The organism is Paraburkholderia sp. MM5482-R2 (genome assembly GCF_050436125.1).
GTDB lineage: Bacteria > Pseudomonadota > Gammaproteobacteria > Burkholderiales > Burkholderiaceae > Paraburkholderia > Paraburkholderia tuberum.
This window is the reverse complement of the sequence record NZ_JBNDLP010000004.1, coordinates 437,457-455,175: the sequence shown is the minus strand read 5'-3', so window position 1 is coordinate 455,175 and position 17,719 is coordinate 437,457. Positions and strand designations below refer to the sequence as shown.

Genomic DNA, 17,719 nt, shown 5'->3' with positions numbered 1-17,719 from the left:
AGTGGGTTCAGGGGACGGTTGGCTGATCGATCAGCGACGGCGTGCTCGTGTCATCGGCGCGACCGGCGCGCTCCGATACACCACGACGCGGCGCATGCGCATGCGCTTGCCGCAATTCGAGTGCCGCGTGCACGACCTCGTCGGTCGGAACGCCGAGCAGGCAGGCGTGATGCCCGTGCGGACACACGCTGCGATAGCACCAGCGGCATTCGACGTCGCGATACAGCACGCGTTGCGGCGTTTGCCACGGCGTGTGCTGCGGGTTGGTCAGCGCGTAAAGATCGACGACCGGCGTGCCGAGCGCGGACGCGACATGCACGGGGCCGCTGTTGTTGGACACGAGCACGCTCGCGCGTTCGAGCAGCGCGGCGAGTTCGGCGAGCGTCAGCGCACCGCTCAGGTCGTATAGCTGCGCGCGCGCGCCGGGCGCGGCCGTGCGCATCACGGTCTCGACGAGCGCCCGCTCGCTCGCGCCGCCGGTCACGAGCACCGAGGCGCCGGTTTTGCGCACGAGCTGCGTGGCGACCTCGCCGAAGCGCTCGGGCGGATAGCGGCGCGACGCAGCGGTCGCACCTGGATGCAACACGATGCACTCGGTGTGGCGGCAGATGCCGAGCGTCCTCAGTTTCGCGTCGAGCGACTGGCGCGCGGCCGGCGGCACGCGAAAGCGCATGCCGGTGTTGCCCGTCTGCGCGCCGACGTGATGCACCAGATCGAGCTGGCGTTGCACCTCGTGCCGGGTGCGCTGCTGCGGCTCCGGCTCACGCAGCCAGTCGGTCAACAGCGCGTACGGATTTTCACGGCAATGCGCGAGGCGGCGCGGAATCCCCGCGAGATAGCACAGCATCGCGGCCGGCAACGGGCTCTGGCTATAGACGGTGAAAATCACCGCCGCGTCGAAGCCGCCGCGCCGCAGCCGCTGCTGCATGCGGTGATCGTCGAGCAGATCGCGCGTCACGGTCGACGCGGGCGCGACCCACGGCGCGTCGTATTCGATCACATCGTCGACGTCGTCGAGAAACGGCGCGAGCGCGACGCCGCTGCGCGACGCCAGCAGCGTGAGATGGCGGTCTTCGGCGGACTCGCGCAGCGCGTGCAGCGCGGGCGTGGTCATCAGCACGTCGCCGAGATTGTCGAGGCGCACGCACAGAATCCGTTTGACCTCGCCGCCCCAGCACACCGGCTGCGACGTATCGGGCGCGGGCGCGTGAGCCAGCTTGGGCGGCGCAAGTGGCAGAGGTGCGTTCACCGCGGCGCCTCCTTGCGGCGCGCCGCGGTGCCCGGCGGCAGGCCGTGCAATACGACGCGTTGCGCGGCCTCGTGCAGACCGGCGGCGCGCGCGCCCGGCGTGCGCTGCGGGCCGGTTCGCCATTCGGTTTCGTGGCCGTTGTCGAGCAGGATCGTGCGGCAGCCGGCGCGATTGCCCGCTTCGACGTCGTCGAGAATGTCGCCGATGAACCAGCTGTTGGCGAGATCGAGCTCATGCTCTTCGGCCGCGCGCAGCAGCATGCCGGGCGCGGGCTTGCGGCAGTCGCAGACGATCGCGTAACGCGCGACGCTGCCCTCGGGATGATGCGGACACCAGTACGCGCCGGCGAGCGTGGCGCCGCACTCGGCGAACATCTGCCGCAGCCGGCGTTCTACGTCGAACAGCGCTCTGTCTTCGAACTTGCCGAGCGCGATGCCGGACTGATTGCTGATCACGAACAGCGCGTACGGGTACGCGGCGAGCAGCGCGAGCGCTTCGCGCGCGCCCGGCGCGAAACGCATCAGCGCGGGATCGGCGTTGTAGGGCACGTCTTCGAGCAGCGTGCCGTCCTTGTCGATGAACACGGCGGGTAGCGTCATGATGGTTCGTGGTATGCGCGAGCTTCGGTCAAAAGTCGGAAAAAGGCGCGCCGCAGCCGCTGGACCGGCCGCGGCGTGTTCCTGATGCGCACACCGTGCGGGTTCGCGCGGCGTGCGCCGTCGTCAACGGGACGACGCTCCGGCTGCTGCTCGCAGCGGTAGCTGCGCCGGCTCGGACGCGGTGTCGAGCGATGTCTTGGTCGGTGCGAGCCTTGCCGCGCGTGCATAGATTTGCGCGAGCGCATCGCTGACGCCGCGCCAGGTGAAGCCGGTCCGCGCCCGGTCGAGACCCGCTTCGCCCATCCGGCGCGCGAGCGCGGGGTCGCGCCGCAAGCGGTCGAGCCGCGCGGCGAGCGCGTGCGGATCGCGCGGCGGCACGAGAAAGCCGGTCACGCCATCGAGGATCGAGTAGCGGATGCCGCCGACATCGGCGCCGATCACCGGCGTCGCGCAGGCCATCGCCTCGATCGGCGTGATGCCGAACGGCTCGTACCAGGGCGTCGTCACGAACACGTCGGCGGCGCTATAGAAGTAGCGCAGCCGCGTGCGACCACGCCGGCCGACGAAGCTCGTCTGCTCCGCGACGCCGCATTCGCGGGCGATCTCGCGCAGGCGCGCGATCTCCGGCGTCGCGATTTCGTTGGGCGCGTCCGAATTGCCGCCGACTACGTACAGCCGCGCCGCCGCGTTGAACGTATGCTTCAGCACGCCGACGCCGCGCACCACGTTGTCGATGCCTTTGCGCGGCACGAGCCGGCCCAGTTGCAGCACGATGAAGTCGTGCTGGCGCCAGCCGAGCGCATCGCGGGCGGCTTCGCGCTCGACGGGCATGAACTCCTCGGCATCGAAACCGCACGGCACGATCTGGATGCGCGCCGGATCGGCGCGATAGTGTTCGAGCAGATCGGCTTGGTCCTGCGGACATTCGGCGACGAGCACGTCCGAACCTGCGACCAGTTCGTCTTCGATCGCGAAGCGCTCGTCGGGGAAGCCGTCATCCGTTCCCTGATGGATACGTCGCACGCGGCCGAGCGCGTGAAAGGTCGTGACCAGCGGCACGCCGAGCGCAGCCTTCACTTGCAGCGCGGCGAGGCCGGACATGAAGAAGTTCGCGTGCATCACGTCGTAGGACTGCGGTTCGCGGCGAAAGAACGCGCTCAGAAACGCGGCGAACTCGTCCATGAACGGCAGCAGTCGTTCCTTTGGCAATTGCCGCGGCGGTCCCGCGGGCACATGAATCACGCGCACGCCGTCCATGTCGACGCGCTCGGGCAGCAGTGCGCGATCGCGGCGCGTGAACACGTCGACCTGATGGCCCATTTCCACCAGTTGACGCGCGACGTTCGCGACGTAGATGTTCTGTCCGCCGCTGTCGACGCCACCGGCGACAGCAACTGGCGACGCGTGTTCGCTGATCAGGGCGATCTTCATTGGCATTCCTTCCTGCGATGAGCGGCTATTGATGTTGACTTTCGTAAGCGGCGCACAGCATGTGGTGTGCCATTCGCATCCTGCGGTGCGGACAAACGACGCAAACGTCGCGCGGAACCGTACGAAGCGCTGTAGCGTGCCCTTTGTCGTGGGTAGAGAAGCGCTGTGGCGTCCCCTGTTTCTACATACGGTCATGTAACTTCGAACCGCTTGCGCCGCGCCGGTACTAGGATGGGCGAAGGACCCCGCCCAATTAACAAGTAAGAAGTGCGCGGAAAAGGGCTGGAGCCAGCGCCTTTTTTGCTTGCGCCCGGGCGCGCCGCTTGCGCGACGCCACACTTGTGCGACGTTTCTTCCGGGTGCCCCCACCACGACCTCATGCCGAATTCCGCCCCGCCGCCTCGCTCCGAACTGACGCGCCGAATCGTCGGCGATCTCGCGCATGCGGTATGGCGTTATCGCTGGCAGACCAGCGGGGCGCTCGCGCTGATGATCGCCGCGCGGCTCGCGACCGTGCTGATGCCGCTCACGCTGAAGCACATCGTCGACGAACTGAGCCATCCGCTCGCCCAGGTGGCGTTTCCAGTGTTCCTCGTGCTCGCCTATGCGCTGCTACGATTTTTCGGCGACGCGCTGAACGAGGCGCGCGACGTCGTGTTCAGCATCGTCGTGCAACGCACGGTCGCGGCGCTGACCGAGCGGACCTTCGCGCATCTGCATCGGTTGAGCGCGCGCTTTCATGCGCGGCGCGAGACTGGCGCGAGACTGGCGCGATCGTGCGCGACGTGCAGAAAGGCGCCGACGGCATCGGCTTTCTGCTCGGCACCGCGCTGTTCGCGATCGTGCCGACCTTCTTCGAGATCGCGGTGATCGTCGCGATCATGGTGCATAGCTATGCGCGCGAATTCATGCTCGCGATCGTCGTGACCTTCGTGCTGTATGCGGGCTATACGTTCGTGTTCACGCGGCGGCGCGTCGCATTCCAGCGCGCGGTCAATCTGCTCGAAGCGCAATCGGACGGGCGGCTCGTCGACAGTCTGCTGAACTACGACACGGTCAAATACTTCGCGACCGAAGAGAGCGAGACGCAACGGCTCGGCAACGTGCTGGAGAAGTGGGTGCACGCGCGCATCGCTAACCAGAACGCGTTGACCGCCTTGCACGTGGGACAGAGCGCGGTGATCGCGCTCGGGGTAGCGGCGGTCATGCTGCTTGCCGCGCAGCACGTGGTGGCCGGCAGCATGAGCGTCGGCGACCTGATTCTGGTGAACGCCTACCTGATCCAGATCTGCATGCCGCTGAACACGCTCGGCTTCGTGTTTCGCGAGACCAACGACGCGCTCGTCAACGTCGAGCGCATGTTCGTGATTCTGGCGGCGCGCGGCCGCGTCGGCGAGGATATCGATGCGCGCGACGCGCAGCCGCTGAAGGTCGGCGCGGGGCTGATCGAGTTCGAACACGTCGATTTCGGCTACGACACGGCGCGGCAGGTGCTGCGCGATGTCGACTTTCACGCGTATCCGGGCAAGACGCTCGCGGTGGTCGGCGGCAGCGGCTCGGGCAAATCGACGCTCGTGAAGCTGCTGTTTCGCCTCTATCGGCCCGAGCGCGGCATGATCCGCATCGACGGGCAAGACATCAGCATGCTCACGCAGCGCAGTCTGCGCGAGGCCATCGGCATCGTGCCGCAGGACACCGTGCTGTTCAATGAAACGATCGCCTACAACATTGCCTATGGACGTCCGTCGGCGACGCGCGCGGACGTCGTGCGGGCGGCGCGGGCCGCGCAGCTCGACGAGTTCATCGAGCGCTTGCCCGACCATTACGACACGCGCGTCGGCGAGCGGGGCGTGCGGCTATCGGGCGGCGAGCGGCAGCGCATCGCGATTGCGCGCGCGATTCTGAAGGACCCGCGCATCATCGTGTTCGACGAGGCGACCTCGGCGCTCGACACGCGCTCCGAGCGCGCGATCCAGACCGAGCTGACGCGCCTCGCGCAAGGCCGCACGTCGATCGTGATCGCGCATCGACTTTCTACCGTCGTCGACGCGGACTGGATTCTGGTGATGGAGCACGGCCAGGTGGTCGAGCAGGGCACGCATCGGGAACTGCTCGCGCGCGAGGGCGTGTACGCGAAGATGTGGTCGCTGCAATGGCAGCAGGGTGAACTCGAACACGCGCAGCGCCGGCTGACCGCGCGATCGGTCAGCGTCAGTGCATTGACGGCAGGTGTGATCGATGCATTGCACGACGAGATCGCCGGGCAGCGCGTCGTCGTCTACGCGGAGCCGTCCGACCACGAGCTGCGGGTGACCGGCGATCCGAGCGTGCTGCAACCGTTGATCGCCGAGTTGTGCCGCAATGAGATCGCGCAGGCGAGCCCGGGGCAGCGCATCGCGTTGCGCGCGCAGCGGCACGGCAACCACGTGTGGTTCAGCGTGCTCGGCATGGGCGACAAGCCAGCCGAGCTATCGCAGGCGGCGGCGCGGCAGATGGAAAGCGCGCTGGCGGCCGCGGGCGGCAGCTTCACGCTGACGCCGCTGAACGGGTGGCTCGCCTATGTGGCGATGCTGCCGCTGCGGCCGGTCGCGGATGCGCAACCGCCACTGGCGTCGGCGCCCACGGCGCCGGATTCGGCGGAGCCCGCTGCGCTCGATGGCCTGTTCGTGCTCGCGATCGACGACCAGGAAGAAGCGCGCGACGCGCTCGAAGCGGTGCTGAGCACGAGCGGCGCACGCGTACGGCTATGTGCAGCGGGCACCGAAGCGCTGGACTGGCTGCGCGCGGCGGACCCGGCGCAATGGCCGCACGTGCTGCTCTGCGATCTGATGCTGGCCGGCGAAGATGGCTATGACGTGCTGAGCCGTTTGCGCGCACTGGAAGGCGGCCGACCGTCGATACGCGGCAGGCCACTGCCCGCGATCGCGCTGACCGGCTACGCGGACGCGCTCGACGAACAGCGTGCGCGCACCGCGGATTTCGACGCGCACTTGCACAAGCCCGTGGCGCCCGCAGAACTGATCGCCGCGATCCGGCGGCTCGCGCAGGCGCCGTCGCGCACGGACATGGCGTTGCCGCGATAATGATGCGCGCGATTCAGGTCTGAGCGAGGTCTCAGGTCGGCGCGTTGAACTTGCCACCAACAGTCGTCGTTGCGGACGCGTCGAGATTGCGCTCGGCCGCGCGCACGCGGTCGTGCATCGCGAGGATCGACCGGGGGACTACCCGGCGTTCTCGCACGGTCCACGCCAGCCCGGCCAGTAATTCGGTGCCATCGCGCAGCAGCGTGCCTTCCCGCGCGAATACGTCGAGGGCGCGCACAGTCGCGCTCAACGCTTCGCCCAACGGCAGACGCAGCCACGCGACCCACGCGGCGTTGCGCGCGAGCATGCGACGGCGCAACGCGCTGTCGCGCACCGGCGACGGATGGTGATGGAGCGTCAACTGCTCGCAGTAGACGATCGCATGTCCCGACTCGAGCACGTCGAGCGAAACGAGTGCTTCCTCACCGCCGATGAAAAGACGCGGCTCATAGCCGCCGATCTCGCGATACAGCGCCGCGCGAAACACGCACGCGCCCGCCATCAAGCCGATCAAGGAGGGCCCCGGCAGACCGACACGGCCGAGCGGGCTTGCGCGCATCAACGCACAGGTCGGATCCGTCGTGTTGTCCGCGCCGACCGCGACGCGCGCATTCAGCACGCCGACGCGCGGCCATGCATCGAGCAATTGCACCGCGCGTTCGAGCGAGCCCGGGCCCCACCAGGTGTCGTCATCGCAGAACGCGACATAGTCGGTCTCGACGCACGCGACCGCGTGGTTGCGGCCCGCCGCGCCGAGATTGCCGTTGCATTCGACGACGCGAACGCTCGGATAGCGCGCTTCGACGAGTGCGACCGTGTTGTCGGTGGAACCGTTGTCGGCGACGATGATCGGCGGGTTTTCGGGTAACGCGATCAGACGTTCCAGGGTGGTGAGCAATTCGCCCGCACGGTTATACGTGAGAACGACGACCGAAATACGCGGGTGGGGGGCTTTGGTTTGCATGCTGTGCAATCGCTTCGACGGTTGGACTGCGACGACGCAGCAAACCTTGTGCCGTACGTCACGCGTTTTGCGTAGCTGGAGCCGATTCGTCGCGGCCAAGCTGCCAACAGCGTTCAGGCGAAAAGAGGCTCGCCTGTCCTTCGGGACCGAATGCGCGCAGTTGGCTGCGGTAGGCGTCGATTGCCGCGCGCTTCATATGCTCGTGTTGCGTGGTGTCGGGCACGTTCAACGCATGCGGCGTGTTGGCGGCATAGCCGCGTTTCGCGAGGTCGGACAGGCGCGCTTGCACGACGCCGGACATGCGCCGGTAGGGCACATCTTCATAGGCGATGAACGGAGTGGCTGGCTGACGCCGCATCAGGGCGAGACAGGCATTGGACACGAGAACGTGATCCGAATGGAACAGGCCCAACGGCATCACGATCAGCGTGGGTTTTGTTTCGGAAACAGCGTGGTTCAACTCGGTGATCAGCTCGTCCGCATCAGGCGATGCGTGGTATTGCGCGTCGCGAAACAGCAGATGCAGGGGAATCGCCGACAACAACCCTAGCGCCTCCCGGTCTTCCGCCTGACGTGCGCGCATCGCTTCGAACGCGTCGGCGAAACCGGCCGCGCGGTCCCAATCGGTCGTCGTGTTCTCGGCGGGCGGCGCGGTGAAAACCGTGCAGACGACCGTGCCGGGATGCGCGGCGATCAGCAGTCCGCAACTGAGGACCGCATCGTCGAGATGCGGTGAGATGACGAGCAAGCGCTGGTCCGATTCCATACCGGCGAGCAGCAAGCTGCATTCCGCCGGCGCGGTGCGCGAAGGGTCGGTGCGGGAATAGCACTTGCTCCGGTTGCGGTTCTACTACCGCTTGCCACTTCAACTATGAGCCCCCCTGCAAAACCGCCCGACCACGCGCACGCGCGCCGTTGAAGAACTCGCGGCGCTGATCGAAGGCGATCCGGTGCTGCGCATGGATATGACGCGGGCCATCATTCAGGCGCAAGAGGCGGGCTACGTGCTCGGCTATGCATCGATCGACGAACTGATGACGATCGTCGACTACCTGATGACCTACGCACCGCCGTTCAGCGAATCCGATCTGATTCACTGTCCGCTGAACGCGGTGCTCGACTGGCCGATGTGCATGCCGTCCGGCTACGCGCTGTTTCGCGACCCGGCGCTCAACGCGCAACTCAAGCACGTGCTGAACTGCTGGTATGGCTTCCTGAGCGGCCCGCATTCACGCGCGCATTTAAATACGTCGTCGCCCGACGGCTGGTTCAGCCCTGAGGCCGACAAACGGATCGGCCTCGCGCAACGCGTCGTCGTCGCAAAGCAACGGATAGATGCGTTGCGCCCCGTCAAGCCGCTAGTTCAGCCGCGCAGTCGCGCGAAAATGCTCAGCAGGTCTTCGAGAACCACCGGCTTTTTCAGGTGCGCGTCGAAGCCAGCGTGTTCGGCCGCACTGACGTCCGCCTGCTGTCCAAAGCCGCTGACCGCGACGCAGATCACGGACTTCATCGTCGGCATGCCGCGCAGCTTGCCGATGAACTCCATACCGTCCATGCCCGGCATGCCGATGTCGGACAGGATGATATCGGGCGCGTTGCCGTTGATGATCGTCAACGCTTCCTCGCCGCTCGTCGCGGTCCGCACTTCGGCGCCCTCGCTTTCCAGCAGCAGCTTGAAGGTTTCGACGGTCGCGGCGTCGTCGTCGACCATCAGGATGCGCGTGCCTTTCAACGGCTCGGCGGTGACTTCGATATCCGCGCTCGTGCGGGTGGCGAGCCGGTGGATGGGCAGGGTCACCGTGAAAGTCGCGCCGCGGCCGACGCCGTCCGACTCCGCACGCACCGCGCCGCCGTGCAGGTTGACCAGATCACGCACCAGCGCGAGGCCGATGCCGAGGCCCCCGCGGCGCAAGCCCGGATCGCGGCTCTGCTGGAACATCTCGAAGATATGCGGCAGCAGCGACGCCTCGATGCCGATGCCGGTATCGCTGACGCGCAGCACGGCCTCGGCGTGATCGTTGACCTGCAACGACACCTGAATCGAACCGCGCTGCGTGAACTTCAGCGCATTGCTGATCAGATTCCACACGATCTGCTCGATCCGCGTGAGGTCCGCGTGAATGATCACGGGCGCATCGGTGATGTCGACCCTCAACGCGACGCCGCGCTGCGCCGTATCGTCCTGCACCGCGCTGCACACGCGCTGCACGATCTCGCGCATGTCGACCACGGTGCGCACGACCGACAGCTTGCCCGTGCGCACGCGCGAAATGTCGAGCAGATCGTCGATGATTTGCGCCTGGCCCATCACGGTGCGGCGGATCGTATCGGTCGCGCGCGACACGTTCAGGTTCTGCCGCGTTTCCGGCGCGCGCGCGATCAGCTCGGCGCTGGCCGAAATCAGGTTCAGCGGATGCTTGAGCTCGTGCGACACGACCGCGAGAAATTCGTCGCGGCGCCGCTGCGCGTCGCGCTCGCTTGCCGCGCGCAGCGATTCGACATGGGTGCCGCGTCCCGAGGTCGGTTCGTTCACATATTCGCCGAGATCGCGCGTGATCTGCGCAAAGCCGCTGATGCCCGGTTCGTCGAGGCGGGACAGCACGCCGCTCGCGAAAAAGCGCGTGCCGTCCTTGCGCAAATGCCAGCGCTCCTCTTCGGCGCGGCCATTCAGACGCGCTTCGGCGAACTCGCGTTGCGCGACGTTGTCGGCGCGGTCCTCTTCGGTGTACAGGATGTCGGCGGACTGGCCGATCATATCGGCTTCCGTATAGCCGAAAATCCGTTCCGCGCCCGCGTTCCAGCTGTTGATCACGCCGTTGTCGTCGAACGTGATGATCGCGTAGTCGCGCGTGCTTTCCGCGACGATGCGCATGCGCCGCTCGCCTTCGCGCAGCCGGTCTTCCGCCTGACGCCGCCCGGTGATGTCGATGAACGACAGCACCGCGCCGTCGATGCGGTCTTCGGTCGTGCGGTAAGGCACGAAGCGCGCGAGATACCAGCGCCCGTCGTTGCTCTTCAGCTCGCGTTCGATCAGGCGCAACGAGTCGAATGCCTCGGCCGCGTCGTCGGCGAGCTTGTCGTATTCGAGGCGGTGCGTGATGTCGAGCAGCGAGCGGCCGATGTCCGACGGAATGATGCTGAAGACGTCGGTTGCGCGCGGCGTATAGCGCTTGATGCAGATGTTGCGGTCGACGAAGATCGTGCCGATGTCGTTCGCGGCGATCAGGTTGTGCAAGTCGTCGTTGATCTTGCCGGTTTCCTCGACCTTCGACTTCAGCTCCGCGTTGACCGTGGTCAACTCCTCGTTGATCGATTGCAGCTCTTCCTTGCTGGTTTCGAGTTCCTCGGTCGCCGAGCGCAGTTCCTCGTTGATCGCCTGCAATTCCTCGTTCGATGCCTTCAGCTCCTCGGTTGAGGTTTCCGACTGCTCGATCGTGGACTGCAACTGTTCCTTCGTGCGTTGCAGTTCCCGTTCGAGCTGACTGATGATCGGGTCTTTCTGCACGTCGGCCGGCGCCGTTTCGGCGTTCGCCACGCTGTCCTCGACCTCGTCGAACAGCACCAGCACGAAGTCCGCGTTCGCTTCCGGATCGTGCACGGGCCGCGCGGTCATGTTGACGAAGTACGACCGGCCATCGCGCTCGATGCGCACGCGGCGCGCTTCGACGCTGCGGTTCGTGTGCAAGGCCTGATAGATCGCGGTGCGCAGTTCCAGCCGCAGTTCCGGACGCACGACGGCCACGATGTTGTGCGACGGCTCGCCGCCGGAATACTGCAGAAAACGCCCGGCGCGATCGGACAGATGAACGATTTCGGATTCGCGGCTCACCAGCACGCTGGGCGGCGCATATTGCTCGACGAGCCGCTGATGCAGATCGCCGAACGAAAAGCGCCGGCGCCCCGGCGGCTGCACCGTGGTCACGACAGGCCGCGAGCTCATGGTGCCGGAAATCGCGATCGGCAGCGGCGTGTCACTGCGTACCGCCATGTTCGCGCGATAGATGCGGTTGCGCTTGTCGACCACGGTGAACATCGAGCTCACGCCGTCGGCCGACTCCGAGCTGCCGAGGAACAGCATGCCGCCGGGACGCAGCGCGAAGTGGAACATCTTCAGGATTTCGATCTGCGCTTCGCGGTCGAGGTAGATCAGCAGGTTGCGGCAGCAGATCATGTCGAGCCGCGAGAACGGCGGGTCGCTCAGCACGTTATGGTGGGCGAACAGCATGTGCTCGCGCAGCTCTTTCTTGATCCGGAAATGCGCGGCGTCCCTCGTGAAGAACTGGCGGATGCGCGCCGGCGTCAGGTCGGCGGAGATCGAGTCCGGGTACACACCGGCGCGCGCGAGGGAAATGGCGCGCTCGTCGATGTCGGTCGCGAATACCTGAAAAGACACGCCCTCGGGCGATTTCAGCGAGCGTTCCTGCAGCAGCATCGCCAGCGAATAGGCTTCTTCGCCCGTCGCGCAGCCCACCGACCACACGCGGATGCGGTCCTGTTCGCCGCGGCTTTCGAACAGGGGCGGCAATACTTCACGTTCGAGCACGTCGAACGCTTCCTTGTCGCGGAAGAAATTGGTGACGCTGATCAGCATGTCCTGCAACAGCGCCTGGGTTTCTTCAGGGTGCAGATGCAGATAATCGCGATACACCTGCAGGTCGGTAATGCCGTTGACTTGCAGCCGGCGTTCGATACGCCGCAGAACCGTAGCCCGTTTGTAATGTCGGAAATCGTGTGCGGTGCGGGTGCGCAGAATCACCATGATTTCGCGCAGCGCGCGCTCGGCCGACTCGTTGACCGTGTCTTCCTCGGGCTCGTCCGTCTCCGCGGCCGGCAGATGGATTTCCCGCGCGGTGGACCACAGATCGAGCAGCCGTTGCGGCATCTCGGCCGCGGTCATCACGAAGTCGGCCATGCCGGTCGCGATTGCGCTGCGCGGCATGCTGTCGTATTCGGCCTCGGAAGGGTCCTGCACGAGCGTGATGCCGCCCATTTCCTTGATGCGCGACAAGCCGACCGAGCCGTCCGAGCCCGCTCCCGACATCACGATGCCTATCGCGCGTTCGCGGTGCGCCTCGGCGAGCGTGCGGAAAAACAGATCGATGCTCGCGCGGCGTCCTTCCTCGGGCAGCTTCCGCGTGACGCGCAGGTAGCCGTCGACCATGATCATCTCGAACGAGGGCGCGACCAGATAGACGTGGTCCGATTCGATCGGCGTGGGGCCTGTGACCTGCTGCACGGACATGCTGGTGACTTTCTGCAGCAGTGAGGCCAGATTGCTTTCGTGATCCGGCAACAGGTGAACGACCACGACGAAGGCCATCGACGTGCGCGCGGGCAGCGCCTCGAAGAATTCCGTCAGCGCGTTAAGCCCCCCCGCCGATGCGCCGATACCGACGATCGGATAGAGTGCCTGGCTAGGCAGAGTTTGCCCTCGCTTCTTTGACATGGCTGCGTGTCCCTTCTTGGAAAGGATAGTGTTCAGCGGTGGATTTTTATAGGGCGACGAGCCCATTTCTTGCTGGCTCGGACGGCTATTATCCCGCATTGCACTCATTTTTCCATCAGCATCGACTGCAGCAGTTCGGCCGCGTGCCTCGCACGCAGCGCATTATCCTCCTCGCGCTGTTGGGCGGCGGTATCTCCGGTTTTGGCGAAATGGTCGCGCAACTCGCGGCTGAACATTTCGCGCTCGCGCAGCGCACGCAGCGCTTTGCGCAATGAGTCCTCGGCATTCGTCATGCGGCCGTCGCCGAGCGACGCGGCCGAATACGCATGACCGGTATGACAGCGATAACGCATCACCCGCGATCCGTTCATGCGCCACAGCGTGCCGTTGCATTCGGGGCATGTGAAAGTCGAGGGCGTCGCGAGTCCCCTGATTGCTTCGAATGCCGTGGTGCCGGCCAGCCACGCGTCCTGTTCGAGAACGATGCGATCGGTCGCCTCGCGCCGCGCACGGCCGTTTTTTCCCAGCGCGCCGGCGTTGCCGCCGGTCAGTTTTACCAAACATTGCCCCATTTGATCGAGCGGCAGCACGTGGTCGGCAAACGGCGATGCATGTCGCGGCATCTCGCTCGCGAACGCGTCGGCCGGGTCCTGGACGAGCGTCGCGCCGCCGCACGCCTGGATTGCTTCGAGGCCCGCGGTGCCGTCGTCGAGCAGGCCGGTCAGGATCACGCCGATCGCGCGTGGCCCTATCTGCGCGGCCGCAGTGCGAAAGAGAGGGTCGATCGCCGGGCGCGCGAAGTTCTCTTTCGCGCCGTGCAGAAGCCGCAGTAGCCCATCCTCGACGACGAGGTGCCGATCGGGCGGCGCCACGTAAATTCTGCCGGGCGCGTAATGTTCGCCATCCTGTGCGTGCTTGGCGGGTAGCGGTCCGGCTTGGTTCAGCAGCGCGGGCAGCATGCTGCCATGCGCGCCGATATGCAGCACGACGGCGATGCTGGCGGGCATATCGACGGGAAGCTGCGAGGCAAGCGAACGAAGCGCATCGACCCCTCCCGAGGACGTGCCGATTACGATGAAGTCGCGGTGGGTCAAGTGGGCTCCGGGACGTGGAAGCGGGGCGTGCAAGCGGACCTTTCCTGTTAGTCAAACAAACTAGCAAGCCATATGCCGTCGCTGCATTTTTTGGGGCGTTGCCGGTAAAAACGTTCTTTTGGCGACGGCGGTTTTCAGCCTCCGTCACAATCCAGGCACGCGGGCCGAAAGCGCCGCGCGAAGCTCGCACAATGCATATGACGAATGTCGTGCAACATCAGCTGCCGGGCGAATCGACCCAGTTCGTGAATCTGGTCCGCAAGTGGACATCGCTGCGGCAGTGCTCGCGGTGATGCAGAGCCGGACGCCCCGCGAAGCCGAGATGCGCCGCGCGGGCGGTCCGGCTAATGCAATTACACTGGCGCGGGCTGACTGCCCGTTGCTCGCGGGCGGCCGCTCGTGTCGTGCGCGAGCAGCGCGTCGTAGATCGTCAGATAGTCGTCGGTCATGCGCGCGGCCGTGAAGCGGCGCTCGAACGCGCGGCGGCACGCGCCGCGCTCGATGCTGTCGATGCGCGCAACCGCTTGCACGGCCTCGTCCACGTTATCGACGATCAGGCCGCTCACGCCGTCTTCGATCAATTCGGGCACCGCGCCGCGGCGAAACGCGATCACCGGCGTGCCGCATGCCATCGCCTCGATCATCACCATGCCGAATGGCTCGTCCCATTCGATCGGCAGCAGCAACGCGCGCGCGTTCTCGATCAATTGCCGGCGCGCGCCGCCGCCGACTTCGCCAAGGTATTCGGTGAACGCGCCGGAGCGGCGCAAGAGCGGATCGATGCGTTCGCAGAAATAGTCGCGTTCGCCGGGATGAATCTTCGCGGCGATCTTCAATGGCAAGCCGCTGCGCCGGGCGATTTCGATCGCGAGATCGGGACGTTTCTCCGGCATCATGCGGCCGAGAAAAAGCAGATAGGAACCGGCCATCGGTTGAAATTCGAACTCGTCGAGCGGCAGTCCGTGATGGACCGTGCCCTGCCAGTTCGCCCACGACACGGGCCGGCGCTGACTCGCGGAAATCGACACCACCGGCACGCGCGCGAATTCGCGAAACAGCGGGCCATGATCGTTCAGCAGCAGACGGCCGTGCAGCGTCGTCAGCGTACGGCACGGCAGGCGCTCGGCCCACGCGAAATGCAGCGGCTCGCCGTGAAAATGAACGATGTCGAAGCGGTCTGCGTCGCGAATCACGCGCGCGAGCTGCCTGATGTGATGGGTTTGCGTGTCCCACACGTTCGCGTCGCGCCAAAGACCGCGCGGGCAGATCGGCACGAGCCGCGCGGCGCTCTTCGAATCGGCGCTCGCATAGAGCGTCACGTCGTGGCCGCGCGCGACCAGCTCTTCGGTCAGATACGACACGACGCGTTCGGTGGCGCCGTACGCGAACGGCGGCACGCTTTCGTAAAGCGGAGCGATCTGGGCGATTCTCATCAGTCGTTGAAAAGAGGAAGGAGAGGTTAGCGCGCGACATGCCGCGCCGGACCACCAGCAGCAAGTGACGTACCGACGCGGGACCGTTGGCGCGGTATGGCGTTTGCTCGATGCGGGCACTTGACCGATTGAAGGAGCCGCCATGAACCGCGCAACGCGATCCGCTACCGACGACACGCAGCCCACCGCTCGACGCGAAACCGCGAGCACGCCCGATGCGCTCGCGCTGCTCGAGGCCGATCACCGCGCCGTGGAAAAGCTGTTCGACGCCTTCGGCAAATCGCGCGGCGACGAGCGCGACACGCTAGAAGCCAAAGCCGCGCTGACGCAGCGCGCGTGCGAAGAGCTGACGATGCACACGATCATCGAGGAAGAGCTGTTGTATCCGGCCGCGCAACAGGCGCTGCCCGACGACGACAAGCTCGATGTCGATGAAGCCTACGTCGAGCATTTTCTGGTGAAAACGCTGATCGCGAAGTTCGAGACGCTGAAGCCGGGCGACAAAGGCTTCGACGCGACGTTCAAGGTCATGTCCGAGCTCGTGCGGCATCACGTCGAGGAAGAGGAAGGCGAACTCTTTCCGGCCTTGCGGCGCACCGGCTGCGATCTCGCCGCGCTCGGTGAAAAGATCGCGGAGCGCAAGCAAACGCTGCAAGCCAGGCTGGATCAGGCGGGCAGTCGCGCGGTCGGTGACAAGACCTGATGGGAGTCTTGAATTTGCGCGCGGCGCTCGCACTGATTCGTTTAAGACGTCGCTGCGACAGTCATGTCTATAAGTCGACACTTACGGACGTGCGCACCCTGTTACATGTCCATTACCATCGATTTCAGGAGGGTAGAACAGGATCGCCTAATGCAGCAGGGGAGAGCCATGTCAAGGAGAAAGCTGAAACTGACGCCGTATCTGGCGGCAGGGGTCGCCTCGCGCGACGACTTTTCCATCTACGTCACCGCGCGCCGCAGCGCCGATGGGCGATTCTATGCCGATCTACTGGTGAGCCGTAAAGTGGATGGCCGCCGTCTGTTCCCGTTCGATGGCGCGCCCGAAGTCGGTCCGTTCAACAGTATCGAGGAAGCGCGGCTCGCCGCCGAGGAGTACGGTGCGCGAATCGTCGCGGCCGACCTTGCCTGTCCCGAGGCGTGAGCGCGCGGCCCGCCGCGATATCGCCTGGCGACACCCTCCCCTTCAAACGCTTGTCCTGGTTCACGACTGGCACGCGGTGGATCTGTGCGCCCGCCGTTTTCGTTCTGACGTCGTCGACGTCGACTTCCTCGAGCACCAGTCCGGCGGCGCGCTGATTTGATTCGCACGTCGAATAGCGGGTGCCATCGAACGAACGTGCGACGCGCGGAACAACGCTTGCTGGCCTGTGGCTCGCCGTCATTCGGGCACGGTGCATGTGGCGCCGTACCGCGGCATCGCTCACGTTCACGGAGAAGCACATATGGACAAGGAACTCGAAGCCCGCATTCGCACGCGGGCGTACCAGATCTGGGAAAACGATCCGTCGCCGGAAGGGAAAGCCGACGACCATTGGGAAGAAGCGCGCCGGCAGATCGAGGCGGAAGGCGCGGCCGACGACGCTGCCGTGCCGCAGGAGCCGACCGATCAGTCCGCGGAGCGCGAGCGCGGCTCGCGCATCGCGCCCGAAGAGCAACTGCAGGAAATGTCGGGCGATGACATCGAACCGCCGAAGCGCGCCACGCGGCCGCGCGCCGGATAAGCGAGCGCCGCCCCTTTACACCGACGCCGGCAATGGCGTCGGGTGCCACCGGCAATGCGCGTTGGTGGCGCGTCGCGCTCTCTCATCAGTGGTCCCGCTCGACGCGCGGGAGTTGATCGAAGTAATGCTCGACGCGCGACAGCGCATACAGCGCGGCGGCCGATCGCACGTCGTTGCGGTCGCCCGAAAAGCGCCGCGTCTCGGCGAACGTGGTGAACTCATTGCCGCGCCGTCGGAACGACCACGCGAAGCATTGCGTGCCTGGTGGCGGATCGTCATCGGAGCCGCCATGCGCGCCGCTATCGGCGAGCCCCGTGTTCGATACCGCGATGTCCGCGCAGCAGCCTTGCTGGCGCAGCGCGCCCTCGGCCATTTCGCGCGCGACCGCTTCGCTGGTAAGCCCGTATTGCTTCATCGTGCTTTGCCGCACGCCGAGAAAGCCTGCTTTGCCCGATGGCGAGTAGCTGACGAAGCCGACATCGAGACACGCGCCGCTACCCGGCACGCTCGCCAGATACGACGCGATCTGACCGCCGGTGCAAGACTCGGCGGTCGCGAGCTTCAGACCTCGCGAGCTGAGGAAGGACACGACCTGGATGGGAATGTTCATGATTTCTGCTTTGATTGTGCGACGGATTCGGACCGGCATTTGGTTCGTGCAATCGCTCCCGAGAAGCGCGCAGCAAAGATCGGTCC

General features: G+C 65.7%; 12 protein-coding genes and 2 pseudogenes. 5 read left to right on the top strand and 9 right to left on the bottom strand.

Annotated features, from left to right (window positions below; translation table 11 throughout):
• Positions 1–7 precede the first annotated feature (7 nt).
• From waaF to OKW37_RS38155, 3 genes are all read right to left on the bottom strand, one after another.
• The gene (waaF, locus tag OKW37_RS38165; RefSeq protein ID WP_429402204.1) at positions 8–1,249 is read right to left on the bottom strand and encodes a lipopolysaccharide heptosyltransferase II; all 1,242 of its coding nucleotides are present in this window, start codon (positions 1,247–1,249) and stop codon (positions 8–10) included.
• Positions 1,246–1,848, bottom strand: a complete 603-nt coding sequence (locus OKW37_RS38160) for a D-glycero-alpha-D-manno-heptose-1,7-bisphosphate 7-phosphatase (protein ID WP_429402206.1) — start codon at positions 1,846–1,848, stop codon at positions 1,246–1,248. The genes waaF and OKW37_RS38160 overlap by 4 nt, the downstream gene beginning before the upstream one ends.
• Positions 1,849–1,971: 123 nt before the next feature.
• Positions 1,972–3,279 carry a glycosyltransferase family 4 protein gene (locus tag OKW37_RS38155; RefSeq protein ID WP_429402208.1) on the bottom strand — a complete coding sequence of 436 codons (1,308 nt, stop codon included), beginning with the start codon at positions 3,277–3,279 and terminating at the stop codon, positions 1,972–1,974.
• Between the two features lie 378 nt (positions 3,280–3,657).
• On the opposite strand from OKW37_RS38155, the pseudogene OKW37_RS38150 reads away from it, so the two are divergent.
• Positions 3,658–6,362 (top strand): annotated as a pseudogene (locus tag OKW37_RS38150) (ATP-binding cassette domain-containing protein).
• Between the two features lie 31 nt (positions 6,363–6,393).
• Here the strand turns inward: OKW37_RS38150 and OKW37_RS38145 are convergent.
• Both OKW37_RS38145 and OKW37_RS38140 read right to left on the bottom strand, forming a co-directional pair.
• On the bottom strand, positions 6,394–7,326 hold the full coding sequence (locus OKW37_RS38145) for a glycosyltransferase family 2 protein (RefSeq protein WP_429402210.1): 933 nt from the start codon (positions 7,324–7,326) through the stop codon (positions 6,394–6,396).
• 58 nt (positions 7,327–7,384) lie between these two features.
• Complete coding sequence (locus tag OKW37_RS38140; RefSeq protein WP_429402526.1) at positions 7,385–8,092, bottom strand: PIG-L deacetylase family protein; 708 nt, start codon at positions 8,090–8,092, stop codon at positions 7,385–7,387.
• 115 nt (positions 8,093–8,207) lie between these two features.
• Here OKW37_RS38140 and OKW37_RS38135 point away from each other — a divergent pair.
• Positions 8,208–8,633: pseudogene (locus tag OKW37_RS38135) on the top strand (phophatidylserine decarboxylase associated domain-containing protein); the annotation flags it as partial.
• Positions 8,634–8,689: 56 nt separating this feature from the next.
• On the opposite strand, the gene OKW37_RS38130 reads toward OKW37_RS38135, so the two are convergent.
• From OKW37_RS38130 to OKW37_RS38120, 3 genes are all read right to left on the bottom strand, one after another.
• Entirely contained in the window at positions 8,690–12,772 is a 4,083-nt protein-coding gene (locus OKW37_RS38130; RefSeq protein WP_429510101.1) for a CheR family methyltransferase, read from the bottom strand.
• A 104-nt stretch (positions 12,773–12,876) separates the two neighbouring features.
• Positions 12,877–13,866, bottom strand: a complete 990-nt coding sequence (locus tag OKW37_RS38125; protein ID WP_184059080.1) for a chemotaxis protein CheB — start codon at positions 13,864–13,866, stop codon at positions 12,877–12,879.
• A 353-nt stretch (positions 13,867–14,219) separates the two neighbouring features.
• Entirely contained in the window at positions 14,220–15,299 is a 1,080-nt protein-coding gene (locus tag OKW37_RS38120; RefSeq protein ID WP_429402213.1) for a glycosyltransferase family 4 protein, read from the bottom strand.
• 142 nt (positions 15,300–15,441) lie between these two features.
• Between OKW37_RS38120 and OKW37_RS38115 the strand changes: the two genes are divergently transcribed.
• The 3 genes from OKW37_RS38115 to OKW37_RS38105 all read left to right on the top strand — a co-directional run bounded on the left by OKW37_RS38115 (position 15,442) and on the right by OKW37_RS38105 (position 17,023).
• Positions 15,442–16,002 (top strand): hemerythrin domain-containing protein, encoded by a 561-nt coding sequence (locus OKW37_RS38115; protein ID WP_429402215.1) that lies wholly within the window; start codon positions 15,442–15,444, stop codon positions 16,000–16,002.
• A 168-nt stretch (positions 16,003–16,170) separates the two neighbouring features.
• A complete protein-coding gene (locus OKW37_RS38110) occupies positions 16,171–16,443 on the top strand; it encodes a DUF6723 family protein (protein WP_184059249.1) in 273 nt (90 codons plus the stop codon).
• A gap of 301 nt (positions 16,444–16,744) precedes the next feature.
• Positions 16,745–17,023, top strand: a complete 279-nt coding sequence (locus OKW37_RS38105; protein WP_184059073.1) for a DUF2934 domain-containing protein — start codon at positions 16,745–16,747, stop codon at positions 17,021–17,023.
• Between the two features lie 85 nt (positions 17,024–17,108).
• Here the strand turns inward: OKW37_RS38105 and OKW37_RS38100 are convergent, their stop codons facing one another.
• On the bottom strand, positions 17,109–17,633 hold the full coding sequence (locus OKW37_RS38100) for a CinA family protein (protein WP_429402217.1): 525 nt from the start codon (positions 17,631–17,633) through the stop codon (positions 17,109–17,111).
• Positions 17,634–17,719: the final 86 nt, after the last annotated feature.